The sequence below is a fragment of the Micromonospora sp. NPDC005707 genome, assembly GCF_040631005.1.
In the GTDB taxonomy this organism is placed as follows: Bacteria; Actinomycetota; Actinomycetes; order Mycobacteriales; family Micromonosporaceae; genus Micromonospora.
Map to the genome: position 1 here is coordinate 224,066 of NZ_JBEXYR010000009.1, position 18,698 is coordinate 242,763.

The window sequence follows — 18,698 nt, forward strand, 5'->3', positions numbered from 1 at the left end:
CCACCGGCCCGGCGCCCGCCCCGCCCATCTGGGAGGACCCCGCCCATGCGCGCCACCGTGATCCACGGCCCGAACGACATCCGGGTCGAGGAGGTGCCGGACGCCGCCGTCCGCACCCCCACCGACGCCGTCGTCCGCACCGTGCTGGCCTGCATCTGCGGCAGTGACCTGTGGGCGTACCGGGGGGTGGCCCAGCGGCAGCCGGGGCAGCGCATCGGGCACGAGTTCCTCGGCGTGGTCGAGGCCGTCGGCGCCGACGTCGGCTCGGTGCGGGTCGGCGACCTGGTGGTGGCGCCGTTCGTCTGGTCCGACGGCACCTGCGACTTCTGCCGCGAGGGCCTGCACACCTCCTGCCCGCACGGCGGCTTCTGGGGTTCTGTCGGCTCCGACGGCGGCCAGGGCGAGGCCGTGCGGGTGCCGCACGCCGACGGCACCCTCGTGAAGCTGCCCGCCGAGGCGGCCGGCGACCAGCGGCTGCTCACCGCGCTGCTGGCGCTCTCCGACGTGCTGGCCACCGGGCACCACGCGGCGCGCGCCGCCCGGGTCCGCCCCGGGGCCACCGTCGCCGTGGTCGGTGACGGCGCGGTCGGGCTCTGCGGGGTGCTCGCCGCGAAGCGGCTCGGCGCCGAGCAGATCATCGCGCTGGGCCGGCACACGGCGCGCACCGACATCGCCCGCTCCTTCGGGGCCACCGACGTGGTGGCCGAGCGGGGCGAGGCGGCGATCGCCGCGGTCCGGGAGCTGACCAAGGGGCAGGGCGCGCACGCCGTGCTGGAGGCGGTCGGCACCGAGGAGTCGATGCGGACCGCTATCTCGATCGCCCGGGACGGCGGCGCCGTGGGCTACGTCGGTGTCCCGCACGGCGGCAGCGCCGGGGTGGACATCCAGCAGATGTTCGACCGCAACGTGACCCTCGCCGGTGGGGTCGCGCCGGCCCGCGCCTACATCCCGGAGCTGCTGGCCGACGTGCTGGACGGCACCATCGACCCGTCCCCGGTCTTCGACCGGTCGGTGACCCTCGACGGGGTGCCGGACGGCTACCGGGCCATGGACGAGCGGACCGCACTGAAGGTGTGCATCACCTTCTGAGGCGCGGCGGCCGCGGTAGGGGTGTCGCCCCTGGTGAGCGGCGTGGTTCGTGCCGTACGGTGCTCGCCGTGACCGCGCACGATCTTGTCCCGCCCGGCCCGGTGGCCGTGCTCGCCAACCCGACCGCCGGCCGGGGACGGCACCGTGGCCTGCTGCCCCAGGTGCTGGAGCGGCTGGGCGGCGCCGGCCGGCCGGTCGAGCTGCTGCGGGCGGGTACCCCGGAGGAGGCGGAGGCGGCGTGCCACGCGGCGGTCGCGGCCGGCGCCGGGGCGCTGGTCGCCGTCGGCGGGGACGGCACGGTGCACCGGGCGTTGCAGGCGGTCGCCGGCACGGCGGTCCCGTTCGGACCGGTGCCCGCCGGCACCGGCAACGACTTCGCCGTGGACACCGGCTTCCCGGCGGACCCCCTCGCCGCCGTCGGGGTGATCGCCGACGCGCTGCGCGCCGGCCGCACCCGCCCGGTGGACCTGGCCCGGCTGACCACTCCCGGCGGCGGCGACCGCTGGTACGGCGCCGTGCTGGCCGCCGGCTTCGACGCGATCGTCAACGAGCGGGCCAACCGGATGCGCTGGCCGCGCGGCCCGCGCCGCTACGACCTGGCCATCCTGGTCGAGCTGGCCCGGCTGCGGCCGCGCCGTTACCGGCTGCGCCTCGACGGCGTGGAGCACGAGATGGACGCGGTGCTGGTGGCGGTCGGCAACGCGGCCAGCTACGGCGGCGGCATGCGGATCTGCCCCGACGCCGACCCGCACGACGGCCTGCTGGACGTGGTGGTCGGTGGTCGCTTCGACCGGCGCACCCTCATGCGGGTCAAGCCCCGGATCTACCAGGGCACCCACGTCACGCACCCGCTGGTCCGCAGCTACCGGGCCCGGACGGTGGAGTTGGACGCCGAGGGCATCACCACGTACGTCGACGGGGAGCGGGCGTTCGACCTGCCGGTGCGGGTCAGCGCCGCACCGGCGGCGCTGCGGCTGCTGCGCTGACCAGCGCGCCGCCCTCGGCGCCCCGCCCGGGCGGGCGGTGGCGCGGCGGCCGGGGCGCCGGCGCGTACCGCGCCGATGCTCGCGGCGATCACCAGGCCGATGGCGAGCACCTCCACGGGGCGCAGCGCCTGGCCGAGCACCAGCCACCCGGCGAGCGCGGCGATGGCCGGCCCGAGGCTCATCAGCACGGCGAACGTCGCCGTGGGCAGCCGCCGCAGCGCCAGCAGCTCCAGGGTGTACGGGAGCACCGAGGCGAGCAGGGCCAGCCCGATGCCGAGCCCGAGCACCGCCGGGTGCCAGAGCCGGCCGCCCGACCCCACCAGCCCGATGGGCAGGGTCACGAGCGCGGCCACCGCGAGCGCCAGCGCCAGCCCGTCGGCCCGGGGGAACCGTCCGCCGACCCGGGCCGAGCAGACGATGTACGCCGCCCAGAGCGCGCCCGCGACCAGCGCCAGCGCGGCGCCGACCGGGTCCAGCCGGTCGAACCCGCCCTGCCCGAGCAGGGCCACCCCGGCCAGCGCGAGCCCGGCCCAGCACCAGGCGGCCAGCCGCCGGGCGGTGACCACGGACAGCGCCAGCGGGCCGAGCACCTCCAGGGTCACGGCCGGCCCGAGCGGGATCCGCTCGATCGCCTGGTAGAAGATCGAGTTCATGCCGGCCAGGGCCAGCCCGAAGGCGATCACGGCCGCCCAGCCGCCCCGGCCGTGCCCGCGCAGGCTGGGCCGGCACACGGCCAGCATCAGCAGCGCGCCGATGGTCAGCCGCAGGGTGACGGCCCCGGCCACTCCGGTACGCGGGAACAGCAGCGTGGCCACGGCCGACCCGAACTGCACCGACAGCGCCCCGCCGAGCACCAGCCCGACGGCGCCCGGCCGGCCGCTGGACAGCCGTCCGGGGACCCGGGCACGAAAGGAGCGGTCGGGCGTCATGCCGTTACGCTAGCGCCGCTGGCCAGCCCCGGTGCCGCCGGGCCGCCGGCCGTCCGACGTGCGGCAACCGCCGCCCGCCCGGCGTGCGGCATCTGCCGGCCGCCGAACGTGCGGCAACCGCCGGCCGCCGATCGTGCGGCAACTGCCGCCCGCCGAACGTGGGGCAACCGCCGGCCGCCGCGCGTGGGGCAACCGCCGGACGGCCGGGGTGCGGCATCCGGTGCGGGCGGGCGCGCGGTCAGTGCCGGAGCGCGAGGTCGAGCACGGCGCCCAGCCCGTTCGGCCGGCCCGGGTCGGCGCCGGGCAGCACCAGCACCTCGCAGCCCGCCGCCACGGCCCCCGCGTCGGCCGGGCTGTCGCCCACCATGAGGGCGCGCTCCGGGTCGACGCCGAGCATCCCGCAGGCCCGCAGGAAGATCCCCGGGTCCGGCTTGCAGCGCCCCACCTCGTACGACAGGGCCCAGGCGTCGACCAGCCCGTCCAGCTTCCAGGCGGCGAACAGCGGCCGGAGGTCGAAGCCGATGTTGCTGACCAGCGCCACCTTCACGCCGGCCTCCCGGAGCGCGGCCAGCACCGGCTCGGTGTCCGGGTACGGCACCCAGCCCTCGGGCACCAGCAGCCGCTCGTAGAGCGCGTCGGCGAACCCGTCGATGCCGGCGTCGACCGTCTCGGCCAGCCCGGTGTAGGCGCCCCGGTGGGCGTGCGGGTAGAGATCGCGGTCGGCCCACAGCTCGGCCAGCCGGGGCGGCACCCGGGCCGGCAGTGGCCCGCCCGCCCGGCCGGCGGTGAGCAGCCGGTCGGCCAGCGCGGTGGCCCGCATCCGGTCCAGCTCGACCCCGCAGGCCGCGGCGGCGGCGAGCACCCACTCGCGGGGCTCCTCCACCTGCGCGAGGGTGCCGTGGAAGTCGAAGAGCACCGCCGCCACGGGGCGACGGGACGGGCTCGGGCGGACGGCGTCGTCGGCGCCGCTCGAGACTCGGGGCGGTTCGGCATGATCCGGCACGTCGTGCACCCTACCGACCCGCTCCGACCCCACTGCCGGACGGCCTTGGCCGGTGGCCGTCGTCGGCACCAACTAATCTTGGGGACATGTCGAGTCCCGCCGAGCGGTACGCCGCGGCGCGCCGCCGGGCCGCGCAGGCCTCCGCCTTTCCGGCCCTGGACGAGTTCGCGCTCGATCTGGGGTTCGACCTGGACGACTTCCAGCGGGAGGCGTGCGAGGCCCTGGAACGGGGCAGCGGCGTGCTGGTCTGCGCGCCCACCGGCGCCGGCAAGACCGTGGTGGGCGAGTTCGCCGTACACCTGGCGCTGCGCGGCGCCCCCGGGAAGCCGGCGGCGGCCGACGGCGGCGGCGGGCCGACCACCCGGCGCAAGTGCTTCTACACCACGCCGATCAAGGCGCTGTCCAACCAGAAGTACCACGACCTGGTCGACCGCTACGGCGCCGAGCAGGTCGGCCTGCTCACCGGCGACAACGCGATCAACGGCGACGCGCCCGTGGTGGTGATGACCACCGAGGTGCTGCGCAACATGCTCTACGCGGGCTCGGCCACCCTGGAGGGCCTGGCCTACGTGGTGATGGACGAGGTGCACTACCTCGCCGACCGGTTCCGCGGCGGCGTCTGGGAAGAGGTGATCATCCACCTGCCCGCCTCGGTCACCCTCGTCTCGCTCTCCGCCACCGTCTCCAACGCCGAGGAGTTCGCCGACTGGCTGGTCACCGTGCGCGGGGAGACCGCCGTGGTGGTCAGCGAGCACCGCCCGGTGCCGCTCTGGCAGCACATGCTGGTCGGCAAGCGGATGTTCGACCTGTTCCACGACGCGGACGCGGCCCGCAAGCACGACGTCCACCCCGAGCTGCTGCGCTACACCCGCGACACCGTGCGACGGCTGGAGCTGGGGGAGGGGCGCAGCGCCGGCCCCGGCGCGGGCCGGCGCGGACCCCGCTGGCGCGGCCCGATGCGCCCCGACATCGTCGAGCGGCTGGACCGGGAGAACCTGCTCCCGGCGATCCTGTTCATCTTCAGCCGGGCCGGCTGCCAGGCGGCCGTCCAGCAGTGCCTCGCCGCCGGGCTGCGGCTCACCTCGCCCGAGGAGCGCACCGAGATCCGCCAGGTGGTCGAGTCGCGGATCACCGCCATCCCCGGCGAGGACCTGACCGTGCTGGGCTACTGGGAGTGGCTCGACGGGCTGGAGCGCGGGCTCGCCGCGCACCACGCCGGCATGCTGCCCGCGTTCAAGGAGGTCGTCGAGGAGCTGTTCGTCCGCGGCCTGGTCAAGGCGGTCTTCGCCACCGAGACCCTCGCCCTGGGCATCAACATGCCGGCCCGCTGCGTGGTGCTGGAGCGCCTGGTCAAGTTCAACGGCGAGGCGCACGTCGACCTCACCCCGGGCGAATACACGCAGCTCACCGGGCGGGCCGGCCGGCGTGGCATCGACGTCGAGGGCCACGCCGTGGTGGTCTGGTCGCCGGAGACCGACCCCCGGCACGTCGCCGGCCTCGCCTCCACCCGCACCTACCCGCTGCGGTCCAGCTTCCGGCCCTCCTACAACATGGCGGTCAACCTGGTCGGCACCGTCGGCGCGGAGCCGGCCCGGGCCCTGCTGGAGTCCTCCTTCGCGCAGTTCCAGGCCGACCGGTCGGTGGTCGGCCTGGCCCGGCAGGTGCAGCGCAACACCGAGACCATCGAGGCGTACGGCGCCGACGCGTCCTGCCACCAGGGCGACTTCGACGAATACTTCGCCCTGCGGGTGGCCATCGCCGACCGGGAGCGCGCCATCGCCCGGCAGGGCCAGACCCAGCGCAAGGCGGCGGCCGTCGCCTCGCTGGAACGGCTGCGGGTGGGCGACGTGATCCGGGTGCCCTCGGGCCGGCGGGCCGGCCTGGCCGTGGTGCTCGACCCGGCCACCGGCGGCTTCGGCGAGCCCCGCCCGCTGGTGCTCACGCAGGACCGGTGGGCCGGGCGGGTCACCCCCGGCGACTTCACCACCCCGGCGGAGGTGCTCGCCCGGATCCGGGTGCCCAAGCACTTCAACCACCGCTCGCCGGCGGCCCGCCGCGACCTGGCCGCCGAGGTCAGCGGCACCGGGCTGGACCGGCACGGGGGCCGGCGGGGCGGGCGCTCCCGGCAGGCGGTCGGCGAGGACCACCGCCTGAGCCAGCTCCGCACCGAGCTGCGCCGGCACCCCTGCCACGCCTGCCCCGACCGGGAGGAGCACGCCCGCTGGGCCGAGCGGCGACGCCGCCTGGAGCGCGACACCGAGGAGCTGCGCCAGCGGGTGGCCGGGCGGACCGGCTCGCTGGCCCGCACCTTCGACCGGATCGTCGCGCTGCTGACCTCCCGTGGCTACCTGTCCGCCGACGGCGAGGTCACCGACGCGGGCCGGATGCTGGGCCGGATCTGGACCGAGGCCGACCTGCTGGTCGCCGAGTGCCTGCGCCGCAAGGTGTGGGACGGGCTCTCCCCGGCCGAGCTGGCCGCCGCCGTCTCGGTGGTGGTCTTCGAGGCCCGCCGCGACGTCGACGAGCGGGCCTCGCTGCCGCGCGGCGCGGTCGTCGACGCGGTCGACGAGACGCTGAAGCTGTGGGGGGACATCGAGTCGGACGAGGCCTCCCGCGAACTGGCCGTCACCCGCGAGCCGGACCTCGGCTTCGCCTGGCCGATCTACCGCTGGGCGCGCGGCGAGGCCCTCGCCAAGGTGCTCGCCAGCGGGCACCAGATCGACGGCGAGATGCCGGCCGGCGACTTCGTCCGCTGGGCCCGGCAGGTGGTCGACCTGCTCGGCCAGCTCGCCGACTCCGGCGGCGCCTCCACCGAGCTGCGCTCCACCGCCCGGCAGGCGATCGCCGCGGTCAACCGGGGTGTGCTGGCCTACCACGCCGCCGCCTGATCCGGCCGGGCCGAGGCGGCCCGGCCGGGCCGTCAGGACCGGGGCATGGCGAGCGCGTCCACGAGGCGCCGGCACGAGCCGGCGAGGTTCCACCGCTGCGCCAGCTCCAGCAGCCGGTCCGGGTCCGCCGGCGCCGCCGGCAACGCGGTGGCCAGGTCCGGCAGCGGTACGTCGAGGGCGACCCGGACCACCTTCGGCGCGACGGCCAGGTAGTCCCGGGCCGCGTTGAGCTTGGTGCGCAGCCCGGGGGCGAAGCCGGAGCCCGGGTCGTCCAGCGCGGCGAGGATGCCGGGCAGGCCGTCGTAGCGCTCGATCAGGCGGGCCGCGGTCTTCTCGCCCACCCCGGGCACGCCGGGCAGGCCGTCGCTCGGGTCGCCGCGCAGCGCCGCGAAGTCGGCGTAGCGGTCGGCGGGGACGCCGTAGCGGGCGCGCACCGCGGCGTCGTCGCAGTCGTCGAGCTTGGCCACGCCACGCCCGACGTAGAGCAGCCGCACCTGGCGCTCGTCGTCGACGAGCTGGAACAGGTCACGGTCGCCGGAGACCACCTCGGCCGGGCCGGGCTGGGTGACCGAGAGGGTGCCGAGCACGTCGTCGGCCTCGTAGCCGGTGGCGCCGACCGCGGTGATGCCGAGCGCGTCGAGGACCTCCAGGATCATCGGCACCTGCGGGGAGAGCGTGTCCGGCACCACCTCGCCGCCCTGCGGCGCCACCCGGTGCGCCTTGTACGACGGCAGCAGCTCCACCCGCCACGCCGGCCGCCAGTCGTGGTCGAGCGCGCAGACCATCCGGTCGGGCCGCCGGGTGCGGACCAGCTGGGCCAGCATGTCGAGGAAGCCGCGGACGGCGTTGACCGGCTGGCCGTCGTCCGTCTTCGCCGCCGACTCGGGGACGCCGAAGTAGGCGCGGAAGTAGAGGCTCGGGGAGTCGATCAGCAGGATCGGGGGTCGGTGTGCCACGCCGACAGCCTGGCACAGCCCACTGACGAGGTGGGGGACGCGACCGCAAAATACTAGCCATGTACATCATGTACATGTACTGTTTCGGCCATGGAGGGAACCCCGATCGGTCCCAGCCCCGGCCATCTGGTCTGGCGGCTGGCGATGCGCTGGCGGGTGGCGGTCGACCGGGCCCTCGCCCCGCTCGGCCTCACCCACGCGCAGTACGTGCTGCTCTCCTCGCTGCACGGGATGCGCCGCGCCGGCCTGCACCCGAGCCAGCGCGAGCTGGCCGACCACACCGGCCTGGAGCCGCTCTACGTGTCGAAGCTGGCCCGGGCCCTGGAGGCCGACGGGCTCGTCGGACGCGAGCGCGACGCGGCCGACACCCGCGCGGTCCGGCTCACCCTGACCGACCGGGGTCGTGAGGTGGTCCGCCCCGCCATCGACACCGTCCAGGCGCTGCTCGGCCAGCTGCTCGCCCCCCTCGGCGGCCGGGACGACCCGCGGACGGCGGGGTTCGTCCGGGACCTGACCGCGCTGCTGGACACCCCACTCGACCCACCCGACTGACGAAGGAGTGCCGGACATGCCCGAGACGCAGGTGCTCGACTCGACCATCCACCACGAGGAGACCGGCACCGGGCCGGTGTTCGTCCTCCTGCACGGCAACCCCGGCTCGTCGCACACCTGGCGTGGGGTGCTGCCCCGGCTCGGGGCGGGCCGGCTGCTCGCGCCCGACCTCATCGGCATGGGCCGCTCCGGCAAGCCGGACTCGCCGTACCTCTTCGCCGACCACGCCCGCTACCTCGACGCCTGGTTCGACGCGCTCGACCTGGACCGGGTGGTCCTGGTCGGGCACGACTGGGGCGGCGCGCTCGCCTTCGACTGGGCGGCCCGGCACCCCGATCGGGTCCGCGGCGTGGCGTTCCTGGAGACCATGGTCAAGCCGATGGCGTGGAGCGACCTCTCGCCGCAGGCCCGGGCCCGCTCCGAGGCGATCCGCACACCGGGCGTCGGCGAGCAGCTCGTGCTCGATGAGGACCTGCTGGTCCGGCAGGCCTTCACCGGCGGGGTGCTCCAGCCGGTCGGCGAGGAGGACCTGAAGACCTACCTCGCGCCCTACCCGACCCGGGAGAGCCGGCGGCCGCTGCTGGCCTGGGCGCGCCAGATGCCGCTCGGTGGCGAGCCGGCCGAGCTGGTCGCCCGGATCGAGGCCTACGACCGGTGGCTGGCCGCCAGCGACGACGTGCCCAAGCTGCTGCTGACCTTCGAGGGTTCACCGACCCTGCTGATCACCCCGGAGCTGGCCGACTGGTGTGCGCGGAACCTGGCGGCCCTGGAGACGGTCGCCTGCGGGCCGGCCGGGCACCACGCGCCGGAGGACCGTCCCGCCGAGATCGCCGCCGCCATCTCCGCCTGGGCGGACCGCCACCACCTCCGCTGACCGGGCCCGAGGTCAAAACCGGGGCGGCGGGACCCATCACCTCCACCGACCGGGCCTGAGGGCGAAACCGGGCGGCGGGACCGTCACCACCCCCGCTGACCGGGCCCGAGGTCGAAACCGGGCGGCGCGGCCGCCGCCGGGTGCGCAGACTGGCGGGGTGACGTTCGTACCCGGGCTGACCCTGGCGCACCGGTTCCACGACGAGGTGGTCGCCCCGCTGCTGGCCCGCCGGCTGCCCGGCCTGCGCTACGCGGCCGGGCTGCTCGACGGCGGCTCGGAGCTGCTCGGCCTGGACACGCCCCGGTCGACCGACCACGACTGGGGGCCGCGCACCCAGCTCTTCGTCGCCGCCGCGGCCGAGGTGGCGCCGGTGCGGGCGGTTCTCGACGCGGGGCTGCCGGCCGAGTTCCTCGGCTGGCCGACCCGGTTCACCGGCGGCCCCACGGTCCGGCTCGGCGTGGCCCGCGCCGACGGCGAGCGGCTCGGGGTGAGCGTCGACGAGCTGGGGGCGTGGCTGCGGGACCGGCTGGGCGGGGACCCGCGGGCCGGCATGACGGTGGCGGACTGGCTGGCCGTGCCCACCCAGCGGCTCGCCGAGCTGACCGGCGGGGCGGTGTTCCACGACGGGCTGGGCGGGGCGCTCACCGGCGTCCGGGCCCGCCTGGCGTGGTATCCGGACGACGTCTGGCGGCACGTGCTGGCGGCCGGGTGGCAGCGGGTGGGGCAGGCCGAGCACCTGGCCGGCCGCTGCGCCGAGGTCGGTGACGAGCTGGGCAGCCGGGTGGTGATCGCCGGGCTGGCCCGCGACCTGATGCGCCTCGGCCTGCTGCTGCACCGCCGCTGGCCCCCGTACGCGAAATGGCTCGGCACGGTCTTCGCGGCGCTGCCGGCCGCGGCGCCCGTGGTGGACGCGCTGACCGTCGCCCTCGGGCCGGGCGGGTGGCCCCGGCGGCAGGCGGGGCTGGTCCAGGCGCTGGAGACGGTGGCGGCGTGGACCAACGACACCGGGCTGGCCGCGCCGGTCGACCCGGCCGCCCGGCCGTTCCACGACCGGCCGTTCCTGGTCCTGCACGCCGAGCGGTTCACCGCCGCGCTGCGCGCCGCGATCGCGGACCCGGTGCTGCGCGCCCGCCCGCCGGTCGGCGCGGTGGACCAGTATCTCGACAACGTCGACGTGCTCACCCGCCCGGCGCGGGCCCGCCGGGTCGCCGACGCCGTCCTGCCGGACTGAGCGCCGACGGTCCGGCCGGCCGTCAGGCCCGGTTCGGCGGAGCCTCCTGCCGGTGCCGCGCGAACTCCCACGGGTCGTGCGCGGAGACGACGTCGACCTGATCCGGCTGCTCGGCGAGGAGGGCCCGGAGCCGTCCCACGTTGCGCAGCCGCAGCGGGCGGTCCGTCTCGACGGACGCCTGCAGGACGTCGAACATCGACGGGGTTGGCGGCATCCCCGGCTGGACCTCCCCCTGGTAGAAGTAGGCGTCGCCGGCGTGGACCAGCCACGCCGAGCCGCCGCCGGTGGGGCGTCGCACCGCCACGGCGACGTGTCCCGGGGTGTGCCCGGCCAGCGGCACCAGCAGGATCTCCGGCGGTAGGCCGTCGAGCTGCTGGACTCCGTCGAATCCCAGCCAGCGCTCCCCGTCGTCGCTGGAGTAGGTGACCCAGCTCGGGTCGTGCGCCCAGTGCGCCGACAGGTAGCGGTCGTGGCCGACGACCGTGGCGGCGCGGTGCTCGGCCTCGTGCAGGTGCACCCGCGCGTGCGGGAAGTCGGCCAGCCCGCCGGTGTGGTCCCGGTGCAGGTGGGTCACCACGACGTGGCGTACGTCGGCCGGGCCGTACCCGAGCCGCTGAAGCTGGCGGAGGGCGGTCTCCTCCGGGTCGAGGACGGGCTGCGCCCAGGCGAGGAAGTCGGGGCCGAGCCGCCCCTGCGGGTCCTGGACGTCGAGCGTGCCGAAACCGGTCTCGACGAGCACCAAGCCGGCGGAGTCGGTCTCGACGAGCAGGCAGTGGCAGACTGCGGGCAACGGCCGGAGCACGCCGTCCGGATCGGACGGCGGGGCGACCTCCCGCATGGAGCCGCAGTTGAGATGGTGGATGCGCATGGTTCCCCCTGAGCTGGCGACGAACGGCCGTGCCGAACGCTAGGAGGCGGTCTCGTGACTCACCAAACGGTTGGCCACGACGGGGTGGACCTGCGCCGGCTCTGCGCCGGCAGGGACGCCCGCCCCGATCCGTCCTGTCCGGTGGAGGTCACCCTGGCCGCGCTGCGCGGCCGGTGGACCGCCCTGGTGATCGGCGCGGTCGCCCGGGGTCCGCACTCGTTCAGCGACCTCGCACACGCGCTGCCGACCCTGTCGGACAAGGTGCTGACCGATCGCCTGGTCCAGCTGACCGCGGCCGGTGTGGTCGCCCGCCACCGAACCCCGTCCTGGCCGCCCCGGGTGACCTACACGCTCACCGAACGTGGCCGGGCCCTGCTGCCGGTTCTCCGGGCGCTGTGGGACTGGGGCGCGGCGGAGGCCGGCTAGCTGGCCGGGCTCAGCGGGCCGCAACGCTCTCCCGGTCGGCCGGCTCCTCGATCCGCAGGTCGGTCAGGTCGCGCAGGCGGCGCACGGGGGACAGCAGCAGCGCGAGGGGAGCCAGCGCGGTGGCCGCGGCGAAGCAGAACAGGGTGACCCGGCCTCCGGCGACCCCGGCGAGCGCACCGGCGAGCAGCCCGCCCACCGGGATGGCGCCCCAGGAGACGAAGCGGACCGTGGCCATCACCCGGGAGAGCAGGTCCGGTGGGCTGGCGGTCTGCCGGTAGGTGCGGGTGGTCACGCTGAGCACCACCACGCCACCGGCGAAGACCACGTTGCCGGCGGCGAAGGCGAGATACGCCGGCCAGCCGGCGCCCAGCGGCACCAGGAACGCGCCGCCGACGGCCACCACGCAGGCGACCAGCAGCGACCGGGCGGTGCCCCACCGCCGGGTGATCCAGGGCGTCAGGGTCGCGCCGACCAGCGAGCCGACCCCCTCCACCGCGAGCAGCACACCGACCAGGGCGGCCGGGGCGTGCAGCTCCCGGACCAGGTAGAGCGGGTAGACGGCGAGCTGCGCCCCGCAGACGAAGTTGACCGCGGTGGCCGTCCACATGGTCGGGCCCATCACCGGGTGGCGGGTGACGTACCGCCAGCCCTCGCCGATCATGGCGCGGACCGGGGGCCAGCGGTCCGGCGCGTCGACCCGGCGGGCGGGCAGCGACCCGAGCAGCGCCGCGGAGACCAGGTAGCTGACCGTGTCGACAAGCACGGCCGGCACCGCGCCGAGGGCCTGCACCGCGAGGCCGCCCAGGGAGGGGCCGCTGAGCTGGGTGGCGGCGTGGGTGGCCGAGGTGAGGCTGTTGCGGGCGTGCAGCTGGTCGCGGCCGATGATGGCCGGCAGGAAGGTGGCGTTGGCGACGTCGAACAGCACGTTGGCGAAGCTGACCACCAGCGCCACGATCACCAGTTGGGCCACGGTGAGCCGGCCCCACCACCAGGCGAGTGGCACGGAGGCCACCGCGGTGGCCCGGGCCAGGTCGGCGCCGACCTGCGCCCCGCGCAGTGGCAGCCGTTGGACGATGACGCCGGCCGGCAGTCCGATCACCAGCCAGGCGACATAGCTCCCGGCCGCCACCAGGCCCATCTCGAACGCGGACGCGTCCAGCACGGTCAGCGCGGTGAGCGGCAACGCGACCGCACCGACCGCCGACCCCACCGAACTGGTGGTGCCGGCGGTCCACCAGCGCCAGAACACTCCGGCCCCCTGCTCGACGGACATGCCGTCAACCCCCGATCCGAGCCAGTGAGTTCCAATCTGAAACGGACTATAGTCGGGGGTGCGGGCCGAGCGGGAGGTGGGATGTGAGACGGGCGGACCTCGGCGACGCCGATTGCGGCATCGCGCAGGCGCTCGGTGTGCTGGGCGACTGGTGGACCGTGCTGATCGTGCGCGAGATCGCCGGTGGCGTCACCCGGTTCGACGGGCTGCAGCGCGAGCTGGGCGTCAGCCGGCGGGCCCTCACCGAGCGGCTCGGCGGGCTGGTCGCGCACGGCGTGCTGCGCCGCGACCCCTACTCGGCGCACCCGCCGCGCCACGACTACCTGCTCACCGCAAAGGGGGAGGCCCTGCTGCCGGTGCTGGTCGCCCTCCAGGACTGGGGCACCCGGCACGTGATGGGTGACGGCGCGCTGACCGCCACGGCCGGCGAGGACTCGGCCGAGGCACGCCGGGCGCACCGGCTGGTGGGCCGCCGCGTACCCCCGATGAGCCTGCCCCGGCACGACGGCGGCGCGGAGTCGCCGGCGGCGTCCGGGCGGTGGACCGTGCTCTACCTCTTCCCGGGGGCGTTCGCGCCGGGCACACCGGCCCTCCCGCCGGGCTGGGGCGAGATCCCCGGCGCCGCCGGATGCACCCTGGAGTCACGGACGTACGCCGACCGGCACCCGCTGTTCCGGGCGGCCGGGGCCGAGGTGCGGGGGGTGAGCACGCAACGCCCGGACCAGCTCGCCGCCTTCGCCGCGCACGCCCGGCTGCCGTTCCCGCTGCTGTCCGACGAGGACGGTCGGCTCGCCGCCGGCCTGCTGCTGCCGACCTTCCGGGCCGGTGGCGTGACCCGGTTGAAGCGGCTCACCCTGCTGCTCGATCCGGAGGCGGTGGTGCGGGCGGTGCAGTTCCCGGTCACCGACCCGGCCGGCTCGGTCGACGGGATGCTCGCCGAGGTACGCCGCCGCACCGCCGCCGAGGCCGCCTAGACGTCCTGCCGCTCACCGGGGTCGGCGGGACGACGTCCAGCCCTCCTGGTGCAGCCGTTCGATGCCGTCCAGCAGCAGGTCCAGTGCGAACTCGAACTCGAACTGGTCGTCACAGCCCTGCCCCACGACCGACGCGTCGTCGTGGGACGCCGCCACGGCGATCTCCGCGAGGTGCGGGAATCGGGCCGCGACCTCCGGCGGGAAGGCCGCCGGTGGCTCCGGGTCGGTCGCGCCGGACCGGCCGGCGCGCCGGGAGGCGTCGAACAGCTCCTGGCTGAAGCCCAGGATCCGGCTGCCCATCGCGTGCATCACGTGGTGCGCGAGGTCGGTGGAGAACCCGCCGGCCCGCAACGCCCCGACCATCGAGTCGAGGTAGGCCAGGAGGGCCGGCGTCGCCATGTTCCGCGACTCGATCGCGAGCGGCGCCCAGGGGTGGCGCCGAAGCATCTCCCGCGCCGAGAGGATGCGCCGGCGCACGGTGTGCTTCCAGCCGGCGTCGCGCACCGGCGGGTCGATCTCGCCGACGACCACGTCGATCATGCCGTCGAGCAGTTCGTCCTTGTTGGCCACGTGCTTGTAGAGGGCCATCGGCACGACGCCCAGATCCTGGGCGAGGTTGCGCATGCTGAGGGACTCGATTCCGGCCAGGTCGGCGAGCGCGACGGCGGCGTGCAGGATCCGGTCCCTGCTCAACGGGGTCCGGCGCAGCGTCTCAGCCTGCTCAGCCATCTCGTTCCTCGTCTTCCGGCGGCGGTTGAACCATAACGCCCTTGACGAGTGTACGGCGTACACCTACCGTGAGGTGTACGCCGTACACCCGAGGAGGGCAACATGAAGGCGATCGTCCAGGACCGATACGGCCCGCCGGAGACGCTCACGCTCGCGGAGCTGGACACACCGGTGCCCGCCGCCGACGAGGTGCTCGTACGGGTGGAGGCCGCCGCGCTCAACGCGTACGACTGGCACGCCATGCGCGGCGATCCGCGGCTGGCGCGGTTGACGATGGGCCGGTCGGCGCCCCGGGCGCGGGTCCGTGGCCGGGACTTCGCCGGCCGGGTCGAGGCCGTCGGCGCCGGCGTTCGGCAGGTGCGCCCGGGCGACGCGGTCTTCGGTGACCTCGGCGAGGCCAACGGCGCGTTCGCCGAGTACGTGTGCGTGCCCGAGACCCTCGTCGCGGCGGCGCCGGCGAACCTGACGGCGCAGCAGGCGGCCGCCCTGCCGCTGGCCGGCGTCACCGCCCTCCTGGGACTGCGCGACGTCGGGCAGGTGGAGCCCGGCCACCGCGTTCTCATCAACGGCGCCTCCGGCGGCGTCGGCACCCTGGCGGTCCAGTTGGCCAAGGCGCTCGGCGCGACCGTGACCGGGGTGTGCAGCACCCGCAACGTGGACCTGGTCCGCTCGCTCGGCGCCGACCACGTCGTCGACTACACCCGCGAGGACTTCGCCCGCGACGCCCGCCGCCACGACGTCGTGCTGGACCTGGTCGGCAACCGCTCACTCACCGCGCTCCGGCGGGTGTTGACCCCGACCGGGACGCTGGTGCTCTCCGGCGGCGGCGTGTACCGCGGCGGCAGCCTCGTCGGACCGGTCTGGCTCATCGCGCGCGGGCGGCTGCTGGCTCCCTTCGTCCGGCAGCGCATCGCCACGCTGGCGGCCGCGCCCGGCCGGCAGCACCTCGACACGCTGCGCGCCCACGCCGAGGCCGGCCGCCTCACCCCGGTCATCGACCGGACCTATCCGCTGCACGAGGTGCCCGAGGCCATCCGGTACCTCGAAGGCGAGCACGCCCGGGCGAAGGTCGTCATCAGCGTCTAGGCGCCGCCCGCCGGCGAGGCGGCACGCCACTCGGTGGCCAGCAGCGACCAGACCTCGATGTCGAGCCGCTCGCCGAGGAACGGGAACGCGGCGCGCAGCACGCCCTCCCGGGTCATGCCCAGCCGCCGCGCCACCGCCCGGCTGCGGGCGTTGTGCGGCACGGTCCGCCATTCCACCCGGGCCAGGCCACGCTCGCCGAGCGCCCAGTCGATCATCCGCTGGGCGGCCCGGGTCACCAGCCCGTGCCCCTCGGCCTCCGGCGCGAGCCAGACCCCGATCTCGCAGACCCCGGCCGCGGCGTCGAAGGTGCGGAACAGGGTGCCGCCGACCAGCTTCCCGTCCAGCCGGATGCCGTGGATGGAGCCGGCGTCGCGGGCCTGGGCGTCGGCGTAGCGCTGGAGGAAGGCGCGGGCGGTGTCGGCGTCGGTGATCGTGTGCGCCCAGGGCAGCCAGGGCGCGAGGTGGGGGCGGGTGCGCGCGACGAACTCGGCGAACTCCGCCGCCTGCCACGGGGCGAGCGGCTGCAGGGTGGCCCGGTCGGTGAGGGGAAGGGAGAACATGTCGCTCCAAGGTGCGTACCGAACGTTTGTTATGTACTCTAGCCCCATGCCGGCCCGAGGTGACCACGACGCCCGCCGCGCCGACGTCTCGGCGGCGGTCTGGCGGGTGCTGGCCGCCCGCGGTTTCGGCGGGCTGACGCTGCGGGCCGTCGCCGCCGAGATGGGGGTCTCCACCGGGCTGCTGACCCACTACTTCCCGAACAAGCGGGCCCTGGTGCGGCACGCCGTCGACGTGGCGGAGCGGCACACCGACGCGCGCGACCGCCACGCCGCGGCGGGGGAAGGCCGACCCGCGCTGCGGGCCGCCCTGCTCGACGTGCTGCCGCTGACCGACGAGGCGACCGTGATGAGCCGGGTCTGGGTCAGCTACTGGGACGGCGCGCTGGCCGACGAGGAGTTCGCCGCCGACCAGCGCCGCCGCTACGACCGGTGGCGGGCGCGGCTGCGGTCCCATGTGGATGCCGCGTTGCCCGGGCCGGGGCTCGACCCCGACGACCTGGTGGCCACCTGCGCGGCCTTCGCGCACGGCCTGGTCGTCCAGGCGCTCTTCGACCCGGCGGCGTTTCCGGCCCACCGGCAGGTGGCCCTGCTCGACCGCTTCCTCGCCGAGCTGTTCCCCGCCTGACCGGATCCGGGCCGGCGGCCCGAGCGTTTCCGGAACTTGTTGTCGGCCCCGTGGCCGGGGCCTAGACTCCGACTCGGACCGCGTCGATTCGCGGTCGTCTATCTCGTCTCCGAGGGTCCGGGCCGCCGTCGAAGGCGCCTCGCCGGCGAGCACGCCGCGGGCGCACCCCGCCCTGCGCGGCGTCCCCACCACCTGAGGAGATGCCATGCTGCCCAGAAGGAGAAGGCTCCGACTGCTCGGCGCCGCCGTGGTCGCCGCCGGGTTGGCCGCCCTGGCGGCGGTGACCGCCCCGGGCCCCGCCGCGGCGGCCGCGCTGACCGAGGTGACGAACTTCGGCGCCAACCCGAGCAACCTGCGGATGTACCTGTACGTCCCGGACACCGTCGCCGCCCGGCCGGGCCTGCTCGTGGTCAACCACTACTGCACCGGCACCGGGCCGGCCATGTACTCCGGCACCCAGTTCGCGGCGCTGGCCGACCGGTACGGCTACCTCGTCGTCTACCCGTCGGTGACCCGGAGCAGCCAGTGCTTCGACGTCTCCTCCCCGCAGGCGCTGCGCCGCGACGGCGGCAGCGACCCGGTCGGCATCAAGTCGATGGTCGACCACGTGCGGCAGCGGTACCCCGTCGACCCGAACCGCATCTTCGCCACCGGCGTCTCCTCCGGCGCGATGATGACCAACGTGCTGCTCGGGCTCTACCCGGACGTGTTCAACGCCGGTGCGGCCTACGCCGGGGTGCCCTTCGGCTGCTTCGCCACCACCAACGGCTCCGAGTGGAACAGCGAGTGCGCCAACGGCCAGGTCGTGAAGACCCCGCAGCAGTGGGGTGACCTGGTGCGCAACGCGTACCCGGGATACAGCGGGCGGCGGCCCCGGATGCAGCTCTGGCACGGGACCAACGACGAGACGCTGCGCTACCCGAACTTCACCGAAGAGATCAAGCAGTGGACCGACGTGAACGGGCTGGGTCAGACGCCGGCGTACACGGACAGCCCGCAGGCCGGCTACACCCGCACCCGCTACGGCGGCACCGGCGGCACCGCGACGGTCGAGGCGATCAGCATGCAGGGCGTCTCGCACAACCTGCCGGTCGACGCGGCCCAGGCCGTGCGCTTCTTCGGCCTGGACACCACGACGCCGACGAGCCCGCCGCCCACCAGCCCACCGCCGACGAGCCCCCCGCCCACGACGCCGCCGCCGAGCACGCCGCCGCCGGCGGGCGGATGCCGGGTCGCGTACGCGGTGAGCGCGTGGAACACCGGGCTGACCGCGTCCGTGACGATCACCAACACGGCCGCCACGGCGGTCAACGGCTGGGGCCTCGCCTTCACCCTGCCCGCCGGGCAGAGCATCACCAACGGCTGGAACGCCACGTACGCGCCGGCCAGCGGGGCGGTGACCGCCCGCAACGTCTCCTACAACGGCGCCATCGCCCCGAACGGCTCGGTGAGCATCGGCTTCCAGGCCACCCACACGGGCAACACGGGCAGGCCCACCTCCTTTGCCCTCAACGGCACCCCCTGCACGGTCGCCTGAGCTCCCCGCGGCGGCCGCCGGGAGGGCGTTCCCGGCGGCCGCCCCGGGCTTAGTTCCGGACTTTTCACAAGGCGCGAAAAAAGTCTCGGACACGGCGTCGAAGAATTGACAT

At 75.5% G+C, this 18,698-nt stretch carries 17 protein-coding genes and 1 pseudogene; 11 read left to right on the top strand and 7 right to left on the bottom strand.

The genetic code is table 11. The features are described 5' to 3' along the window. The first annotated feature begins 45 nt into the window (after nt 1-45). Complete coding sequence (locus ABZ452_RS20540; protein ID WP_357945092.1) at nt 46-1,089, top strand: zinc-dependent alcohol dehydrogenase family protein; 1,044 nt, start codon at nt 46-48, stop codon at nt 1,087-1,089. Nucleotides 1,090-1,148: 59 nt separating this feature from the next. Next, complete coding sequence (locus ABZ452_RS20545; RefSeq protein ID WP_357945095.1) at nt 1,149-2,075, top strand: diacylglycerol kinase family protein; 927 nt, start codon at nt 1,149-1,151, stop codon at nt 2,073-2,075. 131 nt (nt 2,076-2,206) lie between these two features. Here the strand turns inward: ABZ452_RS20545 and ABZ452_RS20550 are convergent. Continuing rightward, a pseudogene (locus ABZ452_RS20550) lies at nt 2,207-3,004 on the bottom strand (EamA family transporter); the annotation flags it as partial. 238 nt (nt 3,005-3,242) lie between these two features. Next, entirely contained in the window at nt 3,243-4,016 is a 774-nt protein-coding gene (locus tag ABZ452_RS20555) for an HAD-IA family hydrolase (protein WP_357945097.1), read from the bottom strand. Between the two features lie 77 nt (nt 4,017-4,093). On the opposite strand from ABZ452_RS20555, the gene ABZ452_RS20560 reads away from it, so the two are divergent. Beyond that, the gene (locus ABZ452_RS20560) at nt 4,094-6,895 is read left to right on the top strand and encodes a DEAD/DEAH box helicase (protein WP_357945099.1); all 2,802 of its coding nucleotides are present in this window, start codon (nt 4,094-4,096) and stop codon (nt 6,893-6,895) included. Between the two features lie 32 nt (nt 6,896-6,927). Here the strand turns inward: ABZ452_RS20560 and ABZ452_RS20565 are convergent, their stop codons facing one another. After that, nucleotides 6,928-7,851 (bottom strand): 5'-3' exonuclease, encoded by a 924-nt coding sequence (locus ABZ452_RS20565; protein ID WP_357945101.1) that lies wholly within the window; start codon nt 7,849-7,851, stop codon nt 6,928-6,930. Between the two features lie 90 nt (nt 7,852-7,941). On the opposite strand from ABZ452_RS20565, the gene ABZ452_RS20570 reads away from it, so the two are divergent. The 3 genes from ABZ452_RS20570 to ABZ452_RS20580 all read left to right on the top strand — a co-directional run bounded on the left by ABZ452_RS20570 (nt 7,942) and on the right by ABZ452_RS20580 (nt 10,508). Beyond that, nucleotides 7,942-8,403: a MarR family transcriptional regulator gene (locus tag ABZ452_RS20570; protein WP_357945104.1), complete on the top strand. Its 462-nt coding sequence runs from the start codon at nt 7,942-7,944 to the stop codon at nt 8,401-8,403. Nucleotides 8,404-8,419: 16 nt separating this feature from the next. Continuing rightward, nucleotides 8,420-9,277 (top strand): haloalkane dehalogenase, encoded by an 858-nt coding sequence (locus ABZ452_RS20575; protein WP_357945107.1) that lies wholly within the window; start codon nt 8,420-8,422, stop codon nt 9,275-9,277. Nucleotides 9,278-9,434: 157 nt separating this feature from the next. Next, on the top strand, nt 9,435-10,508 hold the full coding sequence (locus ABZ452_RS20580; protein WP_357945110.1) for a DUF4037 domain-containing protein: 1,074 nt from the start codon (nt 9,435-9,437) through the stop codon (nt 10,506-10,508). Nucleotides 10,509-10,530: 22 nt separating this feature from the next. Here the strand turns inward: ABZ452_RS20580 and ABZ452_RS20585 are convergent, their stop codons facing one another. Next, entirely contained in the window at nt 10,531-11,376 is an 846-nt protein-coding gene (locus ABZ452_RS20585) for an MBL fold metallo-hydrolase (RefSeq protein WP_357945113.1), read from the bottom strand. 54 nt (nt 11,377-11,430) lie between these two features. On the opposite strand from ABZ452_RS20585, the gene ABZ452_RS20590 reads away from it, so the two are divergent. Continuing rightward, nucleotides 11,431-11,802 (top strand): helix-turn-helix domain-containing protein, encoded by a 372-nt coding sequence (locus ABZ452_RS20590; protein WP_357945116.1) that lies wholly within the window; start codon nt 11,431-11,433, stop codon nt 11,800-11,802. Between the two features lie 10 nt (nt 11,803-11,812). On the opposite strand, the gene ABZ452_RS20595 is transcribed toward ABZ452_RS20590, so the two are convergent. Next, on the bottom strand, nt 11,813-13,075 hold the full coding sequence (locus ABZ452_RS20595) for an MFS transporter (protein WP_357945119.1): 1,263 nt from the start codon (nt 13,073-13,075) through the stop codon (nt 11,813-11,815). 83 nt (nt 13,076-13,158) lie between these two features. On the opposite strand from ABZ452_RS20595, the gene ABZ452_RS20600 reads away from it, so the two are divergent. Further along, on the top strand, nt 13,159-14,049 hold the full coding sequence (locus ABZ452_RS20600) for a winged helix-turn-helix transcriptional regulator (RefSeq protein WP_357945122.1): 891 nt from the start codon (nt 13,159-13,161) through the stop codon (nt 14,047-14,049). Nucleotides 14,050-14,061: 12 nt separating this feature from the next. Here ABZ452_RS20600 and ABZ452_RS20605 read toward each other — a convergent pair whose 3' ends face one another. Next, a complete protein-coding gene (locus tag ABZ452_RS20605; protein WP_357945125.1) occupies nt 14,062-14,778 on the bottom strand; it encodes a TetR/AcrR family transcriptional regulator C-terminal domain-containing protein in 717 nt (238 codons plus the stop codon). A gap of 102 nt (nt 14,779-14,880) precedes the next feature. Here ABZ452_RS20605 and ABZ452_RS20610 point away from each other — a divergent pair, with 102 nt between their 5' ends. Next, entirely contained in the window at nt 14,881-15,864 is a 984-nt protein-coding gene (locus ABZ452_RS20610; protein WP_357945129.1) for an NAD(P)-dependent alcohol dehydrogenase, read from the top strand. Here the strand turns inward: ABZ452_RS20610 and ABZ452_RS20615 are convergent. After that, nucleotides 15,861-16,424, bottom strand: coding sequence for a GNAT family protein (locus tag ABZ452_RS20615; protein ID WP_357945132.1), 564 nt, complete (start codon nt 16,422-16,424; stop codon nt 15,861-15,863). The genes ABZ452_RS20610 and ABZ452_RS20615 overlap by 4 nt on opposite strands. Nucleotides 16,425-16,470: 46 nt before the next feature. On the opposite strand from ABZ452_RS20615, the gene ABZ452_RS20620 reads away from it, so the two are divergent. Continuing rightward, nucleotides 16,471-17,049: a TetR/AcrR family transcriptional regulator gene (locus ABZ452_RS20620; RefSeq protein WP_357945135.1), complete on the top strand. Its 579-nt coding sequence runs from the start codon at nt 16,471-16,473 to the stop codon at nt 17,047-17,049. A 205-nt stretch (nt 17,050-17,254) separates the two neighbouring features. Beyond that, nucleotides 17,255-18,586 (top strand): PHB depolymerase family esterase, encoded by a 1,332-nt coding sequence (locus ABZ452_RS20625; RefSeq protein WP_357945138.1) that lies wholly within the window; start codon nt 17,255-17,257, stop codon nt 18,584-18,586. The last annotated feature ends 112 nt before the right edge of the window (nt 18,587-18,698 follow it).

Coding starts and splice junctions, on each gene's coding strand:
- ABZ452_RS20540 (WP_357945092.1), top strand. CDS start 46: ATGCGCGCCACCGTGATCCACGGCCCGAACGACATCCGGGTCGAGGAG.
- ABZ452_RS20560 (WP_357945099.1), top strand. CDS start 4,094: ATGTCGAGTCCCGCCGAGCGGTACGCCGCGGCGCGCCGCCGGGCCGCG.
- ABZ452_RS20570 (WP_357945104.1), top strand. CDS start 7,942: ATGGAGGGAACCCCGATCGGTCCCAGCCCCGGCCATCTGGTCTGGCGG.
- ABZ452_RS20575 (WP_357945107.1), top strand. CDS start 8,420: ATGCCCGAGACGCAGGTGCTCGACTCGACCATCCACCACGAGGAGACC.
- ABZ452_RS20585 (WP_357945113.1), bottom strand. CDS start 11,376: ATGCGCATCCACCATCTCAACTGCGGCTCCATGCGGGAGGTCGCCCCG.
- ABZ452_RS20595 (WP_357945119.1), bottom strand. CDS start 13,075: ATGTCCGTCGAGCAGGGGGCCGGAGTGTTCTGGCGCTGGTGGACCGCC.
- ABZ452_RS20605 (WP_357945125.1), bottom strand. CDS start 14,778: ATGGCTGAGCAGGCTGAGACGCTGCGCCGGACCCCGTTGAGCAGGGAC.
- ABZ452_RS20610 (WP_357945129.1), top strand. CDS start 14,881: ATGAAGGCGATCGTCCAGGACCGATACGGCCCGCCGGAGACGCTCACG.
- ABZ452_RS20615 (WP_357945132.1), bottom strand. CDS start 16,424: ATGTTCTCCCTTCCCCTCACCGACCGGGCCACCCTGCAGCCGCTCGCC.
- ABZ452_RS20620 (WP_357945135.1), top strand. CDS start 16,471: ATGCCGGCCCGAGGTGACCACGACGCCCGCCGCGCCGACGTCTCGGCG.
- ABZ452_RS20625 (WP_357945138.1), top strand. CDS start 17,255: ATGCTGCCCAGAAGGAGAAGGCTCCGACTGCTCGGCGCCGCCGTGGTC.